This is a genomic window from Ensifer sp. LC11 (assembly GCF_001695835.1).
In the GTDB taxonomy this organism is placed as follows: Bacteria; Pseudomonadota; Alphaproteobacteria; order Rhizobiales; family Rhizobiaceae; genus Ensifer.
Genome location: NZ_MBSO01000022.1, coordinates 46,555 through 61,205 on the forward strand (window position 1 = coordinate 46,555; position 14,651 = coordinate 61,205).

The following is a 14,651-nucleotide window of genomic DNA, read 5'->3' on the forward strand; positions in this document are numbered from 1 at the left end:
CATTGCGGCAACCGTACAAGGCAGCGCCGCGCCACGCCCGTCTTATTGCGTCAGTGCTTGACAAAGTCTGCACGCATTCTTGTCACCGACCCAATTTCTGGCTCTGGCACAGACTTCGGAAAATTCGGAAGGGATGGGCTGACCCAATCGATTTTTCAGTTTGTCGCTGCTATAGACGATGCCCGAAGGCCACGAAAGGCCTTCCGGCCGAGATTTCGGTCAAGGAGTCTCAACCGGTCCAGCAGAGGTTGTTCAACGTGTTTGGCAAATTATCCCGGCCTGTTCTCGCAATTTCATTTCTCGCGGTCCTCGCCGGCTGTAACAAGACGCAATCGGGCGGGGCGATCGATGCGGGCGGCAGTGCTGCCGCGCCGACGCCGGCCGTCGTCCAGGCCGCATGCCCGCAGGTCATCCTGCGTGACGGCACTTCGGTGTTCACCAGCTATGCCAAGGGAGCCAAAAACGACCCAACGAAGGTCGTCTACCAGGCTTCTCTGGCTGACACGACACGGCAATGCGTGCAGAGCGAAAGCGCGCTGACGATGACTGTTGTCGTGCAGGGGCGCGTGGTCAGCGGTCCGGCGGGCGGTCCCGGCAAAATCACCATGCCGATCCGTGTTGCCGCTACCGACGAAGACAAGACGCTCTATTCCGAGCTGACCCAGCACGCGGCCGAAATCCCCTCGACCGGTTCGGGGCAATTCGTGTTCACCAAGACGAACGTGACATTGCCGGCCGGTGCCGGTTCCAACGTCACCGTCTATGTCGGCTTCGACGAAGGCCCGCCGGCCAAGGGCAAGAAGAAGTAAGCTGCGACAGCCGTCGCAAAAAAACGCCGGGGCTTGCCCCGGCGTTTTCATTTCACTGCACGTTTCGGCTCACTCGGCCGGAACGCTCTTGCCGCCTTCCCACTTGTAGAGCGAGAACGCCTGCGAGGTGAGGTCACCGGCTTCGCCATAGGTCAGCTTGCCGAGAACCGTGTCGATTGCTTCGCCGGACTTGATCGCGGTTGCAACCGCGGTCGCATCTTCGGCGGAGCCTGCCTTTTCGATGCCGGCCTTCAGCACCTGAACGGCGGCATAGGCGTTGAGAGTGAAGGCTTCGGCCGGGATGTTCTTCGCCTTCAGCGCTTCTACGGCCGGAGCCGACGCCGGGTTGCGGGTCGCGTCGCTGGCATTGGTGTAGACCGTGCCGGTTGCCGCTTCGCCGCCGATTGCCCAGAACTCGGTGTTCGACAGGCCGTCGCCGCCAAAGATCTGTGCCTTCACGCCCTGGTCGTGCATCTGGCGTGCGAGCAGGCCGCCTTCCGGATGGTAACCGCCGAAATAGACGACATCGACGTTCTCGGCCTTCAGGCGGGTGACGATGGCGCTGAAGTCCTTGTCGCCCGGGTTCAGGCCTTCGTAGACGACTTCGGTGATGCCGCCTGCATTGATCGCCTTCTTGAAGCTGTCGGCGAGACCCTTGCCGTAGGGAGCCTTGTCATGAAGTACGGCGACCTTCTTGTCCTTGAGGCTCTTGACGACATAGGCGGCGGCGACCTCGGCCTGCTGGTCGTCACGGCCGCAGGTGCGTAGCACGTTCCAGAGACCGCGCGTGGTGAGATCCGGCGTCGTTGCCGTCGGCGTCACCATCAGGATGCCGTTTTCGGCGAGAACGTCGGAAGCCGCCATCGAGGTGCCCGACAGAACCGGGCCGACGACGAAGCGGATGCCTTCGCCGGCTGCCTGGTTTGCGACAGACACGGCCTGCTTCGGGTCGCCCGCGTCGTCAAGCAGCTTCAGCACGATCTTCTCGCCGTTGATGCCTCCGGCCTTGTTGATCTCTTCGGCTGCCGCTTCGGCGCCGTTCTTCACCTGCTCGCCATAGGCCGCGACCGGGCCGGTGAGCGGCGTGATCACGCCAACGGTGATATCGGCGAAGGCAAGCGGGCCGAAGGCGACGCTGGCCGCCAGGGTCAGCCCGGTCAACAGTGAAAGACGCATAGTGTTTCCTCCTTGAAATACCCCGATGGGGCTTGCTTGATATGGCCCTCGTGCGCGGCTTTTCGAAAACCTACTGCATGTTTCCTTAAGCCGTAATCGATTCAAGGACAAAAACATGCAGCAATTCAAAGTGCTACGCCTCTGATAAGAGGCGCGACGCTGTGGAGATTTTCTAGGGAACGCGACGGCACTTCAATGTGTCATCGTGTCCCTCGACGTCTAATCGGACGCCGGCCGTGGTGGCCGAAGGCTTCTTTCCGCTCCGGCGGCAGCCGGAGCGAAGGGGTGTGCGGCGTTTCAGGCCGTCAGCGATTCAGACCATTCCGAGAGCGCTGCGATAACGCCCGGAAGCGCCGTCATGCGCGAGATCACCGTCTCGGCACCGGCTTCTGTCAGCTTGTCGGCGTGCGACGGGTAGGTGTGCGAACCGCCGGTGAAGCCGACGACGCGCATGCCGGCTGCGCGGGCGCCATGGATGCCATGAACCGAATCTTCAATCACCAGCACGCGTGACGGAGCGACGCCCATCTGCTTGGCGCCATGCAGGAAGATGTCCGGCTTCGGCTTGACGCGATCGGGACCGAGGTCGCGCGCAGAGTAGATGCGCGGGCCGAAATGATCCTTGATGCCGACCTTGCCGAGCATCATCGCAAGCCGCGCCGAGGTGGAGTTGGAGCAGATGCAATGGGGCAGCGTCAGCTGCAGCAGCATCGGCTTGACGCCTTCGATGATCTCGACGTCGCGAGCCAGGCGTTCGTCGAGGATCGTGTCGACCTTGTCGATCAGCGAGGCGGAAAGCGGAATGCTCGCCTCCTTCTCAACCTGAAGCAGCGTGTTGTGCCAGGTCATGCCGGCAAAACGCTCGGCCATTTCCTCGACGCTGATCGGGTAACCCGCTTCGGTGAGCAGCGCTGCTTCGACTTCGGAGGCGATGATTTCGGAATCGACGAGAACGCCGTCGCAATCAAAAATGATGAGATCGATACCGGTCATTTGGAACTATTCCCTGGGAGGAGGAGACGCCGCAGGCGGGGGAGGTGAGCTCGCGCGGCGTGGGGCTTTCGTACGGCAGAGCTTTATACGAAGGCGGCCGAAAGCTCAACCTTTGGAAATTATCGATACCGCTGCTTCGCTTGCTCGACAGCTTTGTTTCGCGGCTCTATCTGTAGGCGATGGAAAAGCAACAGGACGATACGCTTGCAAGTCGCATCAGCAGGGCGCTGGCCGAGAGGATCATCTCCGGCATATTGATGCCCGGAGAGCGCTTGCGCCAGGATCACATCGCCGAAGAATTCGGCGCGAGCCACGTCCCCGTTCGCGAAGCCTTTCGGCGGCTGGAGGCGCAGGGCCTTGCCGTCAGCGAGCCTCGCCGCGGCGTGCGCGTCGCCTCTTTCGACTTGAAGGAGGTGCGGGAGGTTGCGGAAATGCGCGCCGTGCTTGAAGTTCTGGCGCTTCGCCACGCCATTCCGCATCTCACACCGGCTATCCTCGACCGGGCTGAGGCGGCGACGGTTGCTGCCGATACATCGCGGGATGTGCGGTCCTGGGAGGCGGCCAACCGCGCCTTCCATCGGCTGATCCTTCAGCCCTGCGGCATGCCCCGGCTGCTTGCCGCGATCGACGATCTGCATGCGGCAAGTGCTCGCTTTCTTTTTTCGGCCTGGCGCACGAGCTGGGAGGCCCGCACGGATCACGACCATCGCGCGATCCTTTCGGCCCTGCGCGAAGGCCGGGGCGATGAGGCTGCCAAGATCCTAGAACGGCATGTGGGCTGGATCGGCAAGACGCCAGTCAGGACCGCTGCCGGCGAGACCCGCGAGGCTTTCTCGATCGTCGGCTAGCAGCAATTCCAGGAAAAGTGTGAAGCGGTTTTCCCGTCCGCAATCGCGCCGATTGAGAGTTGCCGGCCACCTATTGTGGGAACAGCTCGGAAAAGGCCTTTTCGCCATTGGCGGTAAAGCGGATGGCGCGGCTGTTGGATTCTCGTTTTGCCCAGCCCTTGTCGATGAACAAGGTCAGCAGCGCCTCGCCGAGCGAGCCGGCGAGATGCGACCGGCGTTCGCTCCAGTCGAGACAGGTGCGGCAGATCGGGCGGCGCGATTTTGTGAGCGCCGCGTAATCGATGCCAAGCGCCTCGATCCGGGTCTGCCCCGCCAGTGTCAGCGCCAGATCGTCGCCGGTTACCTCGATCTGCTTCTCGGCGATCAGGCTGTCATACATGCGCACGCCAAAATCGCCGGCGAGATGGTTGTAGCAGACACGCGCCTTTCTGAGCGCCGGATCCTTCGGGCCGGGACGGTGCCGGTTCATGCCGCGGCTTGCGGCAAAGCCCATCAGGTTTTCGAGCATCAGCCCGACTTCGTCTTCGGCAAGCTGAAAATACCGGTGCCGTCCCTGCTTGCGCTGGCTGATGAGGCCGCCGGCCTCGAGCTTGGAAAGGTGGGAACTGGTGGTCTGAAGCGTGATCCCGGCATGGGTGGCAAGCTCGGTCGCCGTCAGGGCACGGCCACCCATCAGCGCCGTCAGCATGTTGGCGCGAGCGGGGTCGCCGATCAGCGAACCGATGAGAGCGATGTCAGGACCTTCCTTCATACTTCGATCGTAGTCGAAGCATCCCCGCAGCACAAGCAGGCATAGTCACCCCCATCGAAGGCCGGGCGAAACGCCCCGACGACATGGAGACGACGACGATGATCACCTGTTTCATCCGCTACGAAATCGACCCCTTCAAGAAGGAGGAGTTCGCCACCTATTCTCGCTGCTGGGGCGAGGTGATCCCCCGCTGCGGTGCGGATCTCATCGGCTACTTCGGACCGCACGAGGGCTCGGCCACGACAGCCTACGGTGTCTACAACATCGAGAGTCTCGCGGCCTATGAAGCCTATCGCGCCCGGCTCGCCGCCGATCCGCTCGGCCGGGAGAATTATGCCTTTTCCCGCCGGGAACGGTTTATCCTGAAGGAAGACCGCATCTTCCTGAAGAACGTGTCGATGCCCGCCGGAGGAAAGTGAAACATGATTGCCGTCATCTTCGAAGTCCTGCCGGCCGAGGGCCAGCGGGACGCCTATCTCGGCATTGCCGCCGATCTTCGTCCCTTACTCGACGACATCGATGGCTTCATCTCGATCGAGCGGTTCCAGAGTCTCACCAATCCCGACAAGGTGTTGTCCTTGTCCTTCTGGCGCGACGAGGAGGCGGTGAAAGCCTGGCGCAACGGTGCCGAACACCGCGCCGCCCAGGACGCGGGGCGTCATGGTGTCTTTGCCGACTATCGCCTGCGCATTGCTTCCGTCATCCGCGATTACGGGCTGAACGAGCGCCATGAAGCGCCGGCCGATAGCCGCGCATTTCATGACGCCAAATGAAACGGCCAGAGATCAGAAATCGCTAACATGGCGTGACTACGCACATTTTCGGAACGGCCTTCAGGCTTTGGTAACCATCTTCGGTAACCATAAGCTCCATCGTCCGTTCCGAGTAAGCGTATTTGCGAGTTGTCCATGTCTTCAGTTGTTTCGCTTGCCGAAGTCTCCCGCTCCGCCCGCCCGCAAGGCTGGCTCGACACCATCATCAAGGGTGACTGCGTTGCGGCGCTCAATGCGCTTCCCGACAATTCGGTCGACGTCGTTTTCGCCGACCCGCCCTATAACCTCCAGCTCGGCGGCATGCTGACCCGTCCCGATCAGTCGGTGGTCGATGCCGTCGACGACGAATGGGACCAGTTCGCCTCGTTCGAAGCCTATGACGCCTTTACCCGCGCCTGGCTGCTCGCCTGCCGCCGCGTGCTCAAGCCGACCGGCACCCTCTGGGTCATCGGCTCCTACCACAACATCTTCCGCGTCGGCGCCATCCTGCAGGATCTGCACTTCTGGATCCTCAACGACATCATCTGGCGCAAGACCAACCCGATGCCGAACTTCAAGGGCCGTCGTTTCCAGAACGCCCACGAAACGCTGATCTGGGCGACGCCGAACGCCAATGCCAAGGGCTACACCTTCAACTACGATGCGATGAAGGCGGCCAATGACGACGTGCAGATGCGCTCCGACTGGCTGTTTCCGATCTGCTCGGGCCATGAGCGGCTGAAGGACGACGACGGCAAGAAGGTGCATCCGACCCAGAAGCCGGAAGCACTGCTCGCCCGTATCATGATGGCCTCGACCAAGCCGGGCGACGTCATTCTCGATCCCTTCTTCGGCTCCGGCACGACCGGTGCGGTCGCCAAGCGCCTCGGCCGTCACTTCGTCGGCATCGAGCGCGAGCAGGACTATATCGACGCGGCATCGGCGCGCATTGATGCTGTCGAGCCGCTCGGCAAGGCCATGCTGTCGGTCATGACCGGCAAGAAGGCCGAGCCGCGCGTCGCGTTCAACACGCTGATCGAGAGCGGCCTGATCAAGCCCGGCACGGTGCTGACGGACGCCAAGCGCCGCTATAGCGCCATCGTTCGCGCCGACGGCACGGTCGCGTCCGGCGGGGAAGCCGGTTCAATTCATCGCCTGGGCGCCAAGGTCCAGGGGCTTGATGCATGCAACGGATGGACATTCTGGCACTTCGAAGAGGGGAACACCCTGAAGCCCATCGACGAACTCAGAACCGTCATTCGAAATGATCTGGCAAAACTGAACTGATCAACCAGTTCCACCGGATCCTTCGAAAAAGCGCTCCGACTGGTTTTTGTACCTTCAGTCCCGGAAGGAGAGCTTTAAACGCCCGGAATCCTCAAGAGGGGATTCCGGGCGTTTGTATTTGCATTAACGGCTCAGCCCATGGCGCGTGCCGCTTCGTCCCGTGGGCGCAGGTGATAGAGGGTGCGGGGGCCTTTGTCTTCGAAACCGCACTTCGCAAGCACCGGTTCAAGCAGCTCCCGCTCATTATCGTGCAACTCGACGGTTGCGATTCGGATGTCGGGATGGGCGGCGGGAATGCGCTGAAGCAGGGCGGCTATGAGCGCGACCAAGCCAGAAGTGGGAGCGTGATGCTGGGTGATATGGATCATCATTTCGTCATTCCAGACGAAGGCACAAGCTTCGGCTACGAAGCGGCCTTGTTGTTCCAGTATCTGCGTGAGCAGATGGTCCTCACGTTCGGCGAGGTTTTCTGCGATTTTGGCCGCGTCCCAGGTCATGGTGCAGCTCTCTCCGCTGCAGTCCGATATCTCCGCCTTGGTAAAGAACTCGGCGTATTTGGCGAGGAGATCGTCTGCGAGGGGCGCGTGAATCTCGTGGACAATAGCGCCGCCCAGGGCCACCGGAGCCGACCAACGCTCGCGCGGTGCTTGCCAAATTCTGAATAGCTCCCGATGCGCGATTGCGCCTGTCTTTTCAGCGACCTGTTGATTGAGTTCGCTCTTTCGCGCGTGCCAGACAATGCCAGTCGGCGCTGCTTCGACGGCCGCAAATTCAAGGAGCTGCGCCAGAAGGTCGGCGTCGTCCTGATCGATCGGGAGTACAACTGGCACGCCTGGAACTGAGGCTGCCTCGTCGTCGTCTCGTTCTGAAATGGTTGCAGGAAGGCTCAGCCAGCCGGCGATCGTTTCGTCTCGTCTCGCGACGACGATGCGGTCTTCGGCAAGGTGCTCCCTGAATTCTTCGAGGGGAACTTCTTTGCGATAGCTTGCCTCGGTCGTCGCATAGATCTCGCTAACGACCGTGTCCTTGGCGTCGCCATCATGAACCACGTACAATTCTAAATCACGCATATACTTCTCCTGCGAATGTGAAATCACAGGTAGCGCAAGAGATTCGTGGCAAAATCGTGCTGTCGAGTGCTCAGAGGAGCTGCCGGGTCCTGCGATCCGAGCTTACGGATGGATGCCGTAGGCAGCGAGGTCGACCTTCAGTTTCTCCGGATCGACGAAGTGCACCGCATGCCAGCCGGCCAGCCGCGCGGCTTCGACATTCGGGATGCTGTCGTCGATGAAAAGGGTTGCCGACGGGGTGAGGTCGAAGGCCCGGGTGTGTGTTTCGTAGATGGCGATGTCTGGCTTGATCAGTTTGACGTCGCCCGAAACTGTGACGCCGCGTGGCAGGGTCAGGAAGGGGTAAAGCTGCTGCGCCTCGCGAAAGGTATCGGAGGCGAAATTGGTCAGCATCGTCACGTCACGTCCTTCGGCAATCAGCCGCTCCAGCAGCGAAACCGTTTCGACATAGGCATGCGGCACCATCTCCTGCCAATGCTTGCGGAAGGCGCGGATGTGCTCTTCGCGATCAGGAAAATCCTTGATCAGCAGCGCTTCGGCCTCTTCCCACGGCCGGCCGCGATCCTGCTCGATGTTCCAGTCATGGGTGCAGACATTGGCAAAAAACCATTCCCGTTCCGCCTCATCCGGAATGATGCGGCTATAGGGCAGGTTGGGGTCGTAGTGGATCAGCACCTTGCCGATGTCGAAGACGATGTGACGGATCTCGATGCTGCTCATGGAAGATTTCCTAACTCGATCTTTCAGCGTTCCGCCTTGAACGCATGCGGGATCGCCTGAGCGATCGCCTTTTTCATCACCGTCGGCAGCGCCTGGGCTTTCAGGGAGTGAACCGGCTCCCACCAGCCATCGCCCTCAGTTCCGGCGCGCGCGACATTGGCCCGGTAGACCGAGAGACGCAACTCGAAATGTGTGAAGACATGGCTGATGGTGCCGCAGTTTTCCCAAGGGCCTGCGAAGGGCTGCGAGGCGAGCGACGTGTCGCCGTCCTGCCGCGATGTCCAGTCGGTGCCGGGCACCTCGGTCATGCCGCCAAGCAGGCCGGTTTCGACCCGTTTGCGCAGATAGACGGCGTTGTCCGCGTCGATTGCGACAAAGGCGGCGCCGCGCCGAAGCGGCTTGTCTTTTTTCTTCGCCTTGCGCGGAAAGGTTTCGGGATCGGCGATCAAAAGCGCGCGACAGTGGGAGCGGAAGGGACAGAGCGAGCAGGCCGGCCGCTTCGGCGTGCAGATCGTCGCGCCGAGGTCCATCATCGCCTGGGCGAAATCGCCCGGCCGGTCGTCGGGCGTCAGCGCGGCGACACGTCCCCGCATCTCGGGCTTCGCGGCCGGCAGCGGCGCCTCGATCGCGTAAAGCCGCGAGATCACGCGCTCTACATTGCCGTCAAGCACCGCGCTTTTGCGGTTGAAGGCGATGGCCGCGATCGCAGCGGCGGTATAGTCGCCGACGCCCGGAAGGGATTTCAGCGCATCCTCGGTGTCCGGAAAGCGGCCGTCGTGGTCCTTGGCGACAGCTTCGGCGCATTTCTTCAGATTGCGCGCGCGGGCGTAATATCCAAGCCCCGCCCAGGCTTTCATCACGTCCTCGTTGTCGGCGCGCGCCAGATCCTCGACGGTCGGCCACAGCGACAGGAACTTTTCGAAATAGGCCTTCACCGCCTGTACGGTGGTCTGCTGCAGCATGACCTCGGACAGCCAGACATGATAGGGGTTGGCGACGATTCCCTGGGTGGCCATCGGCGGTGACACCCGCCAGGGCAGGTCGCGATGATGCCTGTCGTACCATTCAAGGAGCAGGGGAGCGGCGTCGGCCGCTGGTATCGTATCGTGCATGATTTGCCGGGAGTTCTCTTTCCGGCCTATACTTGGCGAAGCGGAGCCGCGTCATCAAGGCTCAATCGACATTGCCTACGGAAAGTCCATACGTGAGTGAGCAAAAATCCCGCAAGGGCGTTGTCCAGATCAGCGAGGTCGCCAACGGCTTGATCGACCCCGTGCTCGCCAAGCGGGCTGGCATCAACACCATGCTGCTCGGTTCCTGGGACGAAATCGCCGGCGAGGACTTTGCCGATTGCACGCGACCCGAAAAAATCGCCTGGCCACGCCGTGTCTCTGAGATTTCAGGCGAGGGCGGCCATCAGCCGGGTGTATTGACGGTTGCCTGCGAAGGGGCTCGCGCCCTGTTCCTGACCCATGCGCAGGGCGAATTGATCCAGCGCATCAACGGCTTCTTCGGCTTCTATGCCGTCGGCCAGCTGCGCATCGTCCAGAAGCCTGTGTCGCCACAGGTAAAGCACCGCGGCAAGCCGAAGCCCCTTTCGGGTGAACCCGCCCGCCGGCTGGAGACGATGGTCGAGGGCATCGAGAGCGAGGAACTGAAGGCGGCACTGCGGCGGCTGGGTACCGCTGTCCTCAATCCCCGCCGCCGCTAACGCGGCCATCGGCCGGTCACAATTCTTTGAATTCTGTTGACGCAGCGCCACTTGCCGCCCTGCACGTGGCAAGCTATCGAATCCGCACTGCAATTCCCTCCGAACACGGGTCAAATTCATGTCCGCTTCCTCAATGAACCTTACCAAACGCCTGCTTAGCGGCGCTGCCATCGCAACCGTCGCCCTGGTGCTTGCCGCCTGCAGCGACGAAAAGAAGGAAACGGCTTCGACTGCGCCGACTGCGGCAAGCGAGACGGCGGCAAAGGCAGAGACCAAGCCTGCGACCGACGCGACCACAACGGCATCGACGAGTGCGACGCCGGCGACCACCGAGGCCAAGCCGGCCGCGGGCACGCAAGTCGCCCAGTCGACCGCAGCTCCGGTCAAGGTCGAACTCCCCTCGTCGGAAGGTTCCGTCGACCCGGCCAAGCTGATGGAGCCGGGTGCCCTGCCGGAAATGTCGATCGGCGACGCCAATGCGCCGGTGACCATCGTCGAGTACATGTCGATGACCTGCCCGCATTGCGCGGCCTTCCACAACAACACCTTCGAGGCGATCAAGACGAAGTATGTCGACAGCGGCAAGGTCCGCTTCGTACTGCGCGAGTTCCCGTTCGATCCGCGGGCGGCGGCCGCCTTCATGCTGGCGCGTTGCGCTCCGGAAGGCCAGTACTTCCCGATGATCTCCATGCTGTTCAAACAGCAGCAGCAGTGGGCCGCAGCCCAGAACGGTCGAGATGCATTGCTGCAAATGTCCAAACTCGCCGGTTTTACACAGGAGAGCTTCGAGGCCTGCTTGACGAACCAAAAACTTCTGGATGATGTGAACGCTGTCATGCAACGGGGCGCAAAGGATTTCGGCGTTCAGTCGACGCCGACCTTCTTCGTCAATGGTGAGCACTATTCGGGGGACATGTCGGTTGACGTTATGTCGGCCCTCATCGACAGCAAGCTCTGATCCTTCGCTTTTCCTGAAAACGGGCGACGGCAGCAGCCGTGCGCCCGTTCTTTTCGTTCGGGTTGACGGCAGAGGGGGGTATCTTGCCCCAGCGTCGCCCGCATGAAATTCAACAAGCTTCGCCTGCTCGGTTTCAAATCCTTCGTCGAACCGACCGAGTTCATCATCGAACGGGGGCTCACCGGCGTCGTCGGGCCGAACGGCTGCGGCAAGTCGAACCTTGTCGAAGCCTTGCGCTGGGTGATGGGAGAGAACTCCTACAAAAACATGCGCGCTTCCGGCATGGACGACGTGATCTTTTCCGGATCCGGCAACCGTCCGGCGCGCAACACGGCCGAAGTCGGCCTCTACCTCGACAACAGCGACCGCACCGCCCCAGCGGCCTTCAACGACAGCGACGAGATCCAGGTGACGCGCCGCATCGAGCGCGAGCAGGGTTCGGTCTACCGCATCAACGGCAAGGAGGCGCGCGCCAAGGATGTGCAGCTCCTCTTTGCCGACGCCTCGACCGGCGCGCGTTCGCCATCGATGGTTGGGCAGGGGCGTATCGGCGAGCTGATCGCTGCCAAGCCGCAGGCCCGCCGTCAGCTTCTCGAAGAGGCTGCCGGCATCTCCGGCCTGCACTCGCGCCGCCACGAGGCTGAGTTACGGTTGAGGGCGGCCGAGACCAATCTCGAGCGTCTCGACGACGTGACCTCGCAGCTCGAAAGCCAGATCGAGAGCCTCAAGCGCCAGTCGCGCCAGGCCAACCGCTTCAAGATGCTCTCGGCCGATATCCGCAAGCATGAGGCGATCCTCTTTCACATCCGCTGGGTACAGGCCAAGGAAGCGGAAGCCGAGGCGACGAGCCAGCTCAATCAGGTGACTGCGCTGGTTGCAGAAAAGGCGCAGGCGCAGATGCAGGCGGCCAAGGACCAGGCGATTGCCAGCCTGAAGCTGCCGGAGCTGCGCGAGAATGAAGCAAAATTCGCTGCCGCTTTGCAGCGCCTGCAGATCGCGCGCTCACAGCTCGAAGAGGATGCGGGCCGGATTCTCAGGCGGCGCGACGAATTGCAGCGCCGGCTGGCGCAGCTTGCAGAAGACATTGCCCGCGAAGAGCGCCTTGTCGTCGACAATGCCGGCATTCTGGCGCGCCTCGACGAGGAGGGGGCCGAGCTCAACGACATGCTGGCCGAGGCCGACGATCGCGCGACGGAAGCGCGCGATCGGCTGGAAGAGGCAAATGAAAAGCTTGCTGGCAGCGAGGCAGTGCTGGCACGGCTGACCGCCGAGCGTGCCGAAGTGCAGGCCGGGCGCAACCAGCTCGAGCGCACGCTACGTGATCTCTCCGAACGCCAGGCTCGGCTTGCCCGGCAACTGGCCGATCAGTCGCGCGATCTCGACGATCTCGACCGGCAGATGGCCGCACTTCCTGATCCGCATGAGAAGCAGGGCCAGGTTGAGGTCGCCGAAGCGGCGCTGGAAGACGCGGAAACCAACGTTCTTGCGATCGAAGAGGCCCTAGCGGAGGCGCGTCGCGCGGAGGTCGAGGCGCGCCCGCCGGTCGATCGCGCACGTGCCACCCTGAACGGCATCGAAACGGAAGCACGCACAATCCGGCGCATGCTGGAAGCAGTTGCCGGCGGCGCCTATCCCGCTGTGGTCGAGGATATGAAGGTCGACCGTGGCTTCGAGACGGCGCTCGGCGCTGCCCTTGGCGATGATCTTGATTCGCCACTCGACAGGGACGCGCCGGCCCATTGGCGCGAGCCAGGGGACCATGCCGGCGACGCTGGCCTGCCTGAAGACGTGTCGTCGTTGGCCGCCCATGTGAAGGCGCCGGACGCGCTGGCGCGGGCCTTGAAGCAGATCGGCATCGTTGCAAGCGAGGCGGAAGCCGAGCGGCTGCTGCCACTGCTGAAGCCAGGCCAAAGCCTCGTCACCAAGCAGGGCTCCGTCTGGCGCTGGGACGGCCACGTCACCGGCTCTGAGGCGCCGAGTGCTGCCGCCCTGCGGTTGGCCCAGAAGAACCGATTGGCGGAACTCGATGCGGAGGCCGAGAACGCGGCCGAGGCACTAGGCCGCGCGGAGGCGGAATTGACCGCTGCCGGTAGCCGTATCCGTGCCGAGGACGAACGGTTGCGGCTTGCGCGCGATGCGCAGCGCATGATCACCCGACAGCTTTCCGAAGCGCGCGATGCGCTTGCGGCCGCCGAGCGCGCGTCTGGTGATCTTGCCCGCAGGCGAGCCGTGCTTGCCGAAACGCGAAGCCAGATCGAAGCCCAGGTTGAGGAAGTTGCCGAGCAGATCGAGACGGCGAACGACGCGTTGGCTGATGCGCCTGACCTTTCGGAGCTGGAACTGAAACTGCGCACACAGACCGCCGATGTCGCTGCCGATCGCGCTGCCGTCGCTGAGGCTCGTGCCGCCCATGATGGTCTCGCCCGCGAGAACGAGGCCCGACAGCGGCGCATCACCGCGATTGCCGCGGAACGGCAGACCTGGAAGGCGCGTGCCGCGAGCGCCGAGGAGCATATCGCGACGCTGCGCGACCGCGAAGCGGAAGCCCGCGACGAGGTGGAAGAACTGATCGACGCGCCCGACGAGTTCGAGGACAAGCGCCGGGCGCTGATGAACGAGCTGCAGAAGGCGGAAGCGGCACGGCGCGAGGCAGCCGATCTGCTCGCCGAGGCCGAAAATCGTCAGCGCGAGGCGGACCGTCTGGCAGCGACAGCTCTATCGGAACTGGCGGAATCGCGCGAAAAGCGCGGCCGGACCGAGGAACGCCTGGTGTCTGCCCGTGAGCGTCGCGTCGAGATCGAGGCACGCATCCAGGAGGCGCTCTCCTGCGCGCCGCATGAGGTCATGCGCCTGACCGGGCTTGCGGTCGACGAGGCGCTGCCGGATATGCGCAATGTCGAACGGGAACTCGAACGGCTGAAGATCGAGCGCGAACGGCTTGGCGCCGTCAACCTGCGGGCCGAAGAGGAGCAGAAGGAGCTTTCGGAAAAGCTTGGCCTTCTCCTCAGGGAGCGCGACGACGTCATCGAGGCGATCCGCAAGCTCAGGAGCGCCATCCAGAACCTGAACCGTGAAGGCCGCGAACGCCTGATCGCCGCCTTCGACGTCGTCAATGTGCAGTTCCAGCGGTTGTTCACCCATCTCTTTGGCGGCGGCACCGCGGAACTGCAGCTGATTGAAAGCGACGATCCGCTGGAAGCGGGCCTGGAAATCCTCGCCCGTCCACCGGGCAAGAAGCCGCAGACGATGACGCTGCTTTCGGGCGGCGAGCAGGCGTTGACGGCGATGGCGCTGATCTTTGCCGTGTTCCTCACCAATCCGGCGCCGATCTGCGTGCTCGACGAAGTCGATGCGCCGCTCGACGACCACAATGTCGAACGCTACTGCAACCTGATGGACGAGATGGCGGCCTCGACCGAGACCCGCTTCATCATCATCACCCACAACCCGATCACCATGGCCCGCATGAACCGTCTGTTCGGCGTGACCATGGCCGAGCAGGGCGTTTCACAGCTCGTATCCGTTGACCTGCAGACGGCCGAACGGCTGAGAGAGGTCGTGTAGGCTACACGAATT

The 14,651-nt window shown here is 62.6% G+C and carries 14 protein-coding genes; 8 read left to right on the plus strand and 6 right to left on the minus strand.

Annotated elements, in window-relative coordinates:
- The first annotated feature begins 257 nt into the window (after positions 1-257).
- Positions 258-809 (plus strand): hypothetical protein, encoded by a 552-nt coding sequence (locus tag BBX50_RS16160; RefSeq protein WP_065776389.1) that lies wholly within the window; start codon positions 258-260, stop codon positions 807-809.
- 69 nt (positions 810-878) lie between these two features.
- Here the strand turns inward: BBX50_RS16160 and BBX50_RS16165 are convergent, their stop codons facing one another.
- Both BBX50_RS16165 and BBX50_RS16170 read right to left on the minus strand, forming a co-directional pair.
- Positions 879-1,985 (minus strand): ABC transporter substrate-binding protein, encoded by a 1,107-nt coding sequence (locus BBX50_RS16165; protein WP_065776348.1) that lies wholly within the window; start codon positions 1,983-1,985, stop codon positions 879-881.
- 297 nt (positions 1,986-2,282) lie between these two features.
- On the minus strand, positions 2,283-2,978 hold the full coding sequence (locus BBX50_RS16170) for an HAD family hydrolase (protein WP_065776349.1): 696 nt from the start codon (positions 2,976-2,978) through the stop codon (positions 2,283-2,285).
- A 179-nt stretch (positions 2,979-3,157) separates the two neighbouring features.
- Between BBX50_RS16170 and BBX50_RS16175 the strand changes: the two genes are divergently transcribed.
- Positions 3,158-3,826: a GntR family transcriptional regulator gene (locus BBX50_RS16175; RefSeq protein WP_065776350.1), complete on the plus strand. Its 669-nt coding sequence runs from the start codon at positions 3,158-3,160 to the stop codon at positions 3,824-3,826.
- A gap of 70 nt (positions 3,827-3,896) precedes the next feature.
- On the opposite strand, the gene BBX50_RS16180 is transcribed toward BBX50_RS16175, so the two are convergent.
- Positions 3,897-4,577 carry a winged helix-turn-helix domain-containing protein gene (locus tag BBX50_RS16180; protein WP_065776351.1) on the minus strand — a complete coding sequence of 227 codons (681 nt, stop codon included), beginning with the start codon at positions 4,575-4,577 and terminating at the stop codon, positions 3,897-3,899.
- A gap of 98 nt (positions 4,578-4,675) precedes the next feature.
- Between BBX50_RS16180 and BBX50_RS16185 the strand changes: the two genes are divergently transcribed.
- From BBX50_RS16185 to BBX50_RS16195, 3 genes are all read left to right on the plus strand, one after another.
- Complete coding sequence (locus BBX50_RS16185; RefSeq protein WP_065776390.1) at positions 4,676-4,996, plus strand: NIPSNAP family protein; 321 nt, start codon at positions 4,676-4,678, stop codon at positions 4,994-4,996.
- A gap of 3 nt (positions 4,997-4,999) precedes the next feature.
- Positions 5,000-5,350: an antibiotic biosynthesis monooxygenase gene (locus tag BBX50_RS16190; RefSeq protein WP_065776352.1), complete on the plus strand. Its 351-nt coding sequence runs from the start codon at positions 5,000-5,002 to the stop codon at positions 5,348-5,350.
- Between the two features lie 135 nt (positions 5,351-5,485).
- Positions 5,486-6,616 carry a site-specific DNA-methyltransferase gene (locus BBX50_RS16195; RefSeq protein WP_065776353.1) on the plus strand — a complete coding sequence of 377 codons (1,131 nt, stop codon included), beginning with the start codon at positions 5,486-5,488 and terminating at the stop codon, positions 6,614-6,616.
- Positions 6,617-6,747: 131 nt separating this feature from the next.
- Here BBX50_RS16195 and BBX50_RS16200 read toward each other — a convergent pair whose 3' ends face one another.
- The 3 genes from BBX50_RS16200 to mutY form a co-directional block, all read right to left on the minus strand.
- Entirely contained in the window at positions 6,748-7,686 is a 939-nt protein-coding gene (locus tag BBX50_RS16200) for a hypothetical protein (protein ID WP_139108507.1), read from the minus strand.
- Between the two features lie 102 nt (positions 7,687-7,788).
- Complete coding sequence (locus BBX50_RS16205; protein ID WP_065776355.1) at positions 7,789-8,406, minus strand: HAD family phosphatase; 618 nt, start codon at positions 8,404-8,406, stop codon at positions 7,789-7,791.
- 23 nt (positions 8,407-8,429) lie between these two features.
- Entirely contained in the window at positions 8,430-9,521 is a 1,092-nt protein-coding gene (gene mutY, locus BBX50_RS16210; protein ID WP_139108506.1) for an A/G-specific adenine glycosylase, read from the minus strand.
- 89 nt (positions 9,522-9,610) lie between these two features.
- Between mutY and BBX50_RS16215 the strand changes: the two genes are divergently transcribed.
- From BBX50_RS16215 to smc, 3 genes are all read left to right on the plus strand, one after another.
- Positions 9,611-10,117 (plus strand): DUF721 domain-containing protein, encoded by a 507-nt coding sequence (locus BBX50_RS16215; protein WP_065776357.1) that lies wholly within the window; start codon positions 9,611-9,613, stop codon positions 10,115-10,117.
- A 118-nt stretch (positions 10,118-10,235) separates the two neighbouring features.
- A complete protein-coding gene (locus BBX50_RS16220) occupies positions 10,236-11,075 on the plus strand; it encodes a DsbA family protein (protein ID WP_083213700.1) in 840 nt (279 codons plus the stop codon).
- Between the two features lie 102 nt (positions 11,076-11,177).
- Positions 11,178-14,639: a chromosome segregation protein SMC gene (gene smc / locus BBX50_RS16225; RefSeq protein WP_065776359.1), complete on the plus strand. Its 3,462-nt coding sequence runs from the start codon at positions 11,178-11,180 to the stop codon at positions 14,637-14,639.
- The last annotated feature ends 12 nt before the right edge of the window (positions 14,640-14,651 follow it).

Coding starts and splice junctions, on each gene's coding strand:
- BBX50_RS16165 (WP_065776348.1), bottom strand. CDS start 1,985: ATGCGTCTTTCACTGTTGACCGGGCTGACCCTGGCGGCCAGCGTCGCC.
- BBX50_RS16170 (WP_065776349.1), bottom strand. CDS start 2,978: ATGACCGGTATCGATCTCATCATTTTTGATTGCGACGGCGTTCTCGTC.
- BBX50_RS16175 (WP_065776350.1), top strand. CDS start 3,158: ATGGAAAAGCAACAGGACGATACGCTTGCAAGTCGCATCAGCAGGGCG.
- BBX50_RS16180 (WP_065776351.1), bottom strand. CDS start 4,577: ATGAAGGAAGGTCCTGACATCGCTCTCATCGGTTCGCTGATCGGCGAC.
- BBX50_RS16185 (WP_065776390.1), top strand. CDS start 4,676: ATGATCACCTGTTTCATCCGCTACGAAATCGACCCCTTCAAGAAGGAG.
- BBX50_RS16190 (WP_065776352.1), top strand. CDS start 5,000: ATGATTGCCGTCATCTTCGAAGTCCTGCCGGCCGAGGGCCAGCGGGAC.
- BBX50_RS16195 (WP_065776353.1), top strand. CDS start 5,486: ATGTCTTCAGTTGTTTCGCTTGCCGAAGTCTCCCGCTCCGCCCGCCCG.
- BBX50_RS16200 (WP_139108507.1), bottom strand. CDS start 7,686: ATGCGTGATTTAGAATTGTACGTGGTTCATGATGGCGACGCCAAGGAC.
- BBX50_RS16205 (WP_065776355.1), bottom strand. CDS start 8,406: ATGAGCAGCATCGAGATCCGTCACATCGTCTTCGACATCGGCAAGGTG.
- BBX50_RS16220 (WP_083213700.1), top strand. CDS start 10,236: ATGTCCGCTTCCTCAATGAACCTTACCAAACGCCTGCTTAGCGGCGCT.
- smc (WP_065776359.1), top strand. CDS start 11,178: ATGAAATTCAACAAGCTTCGCCTGCTCGGTTTCAAATCCTTCGTCGAA.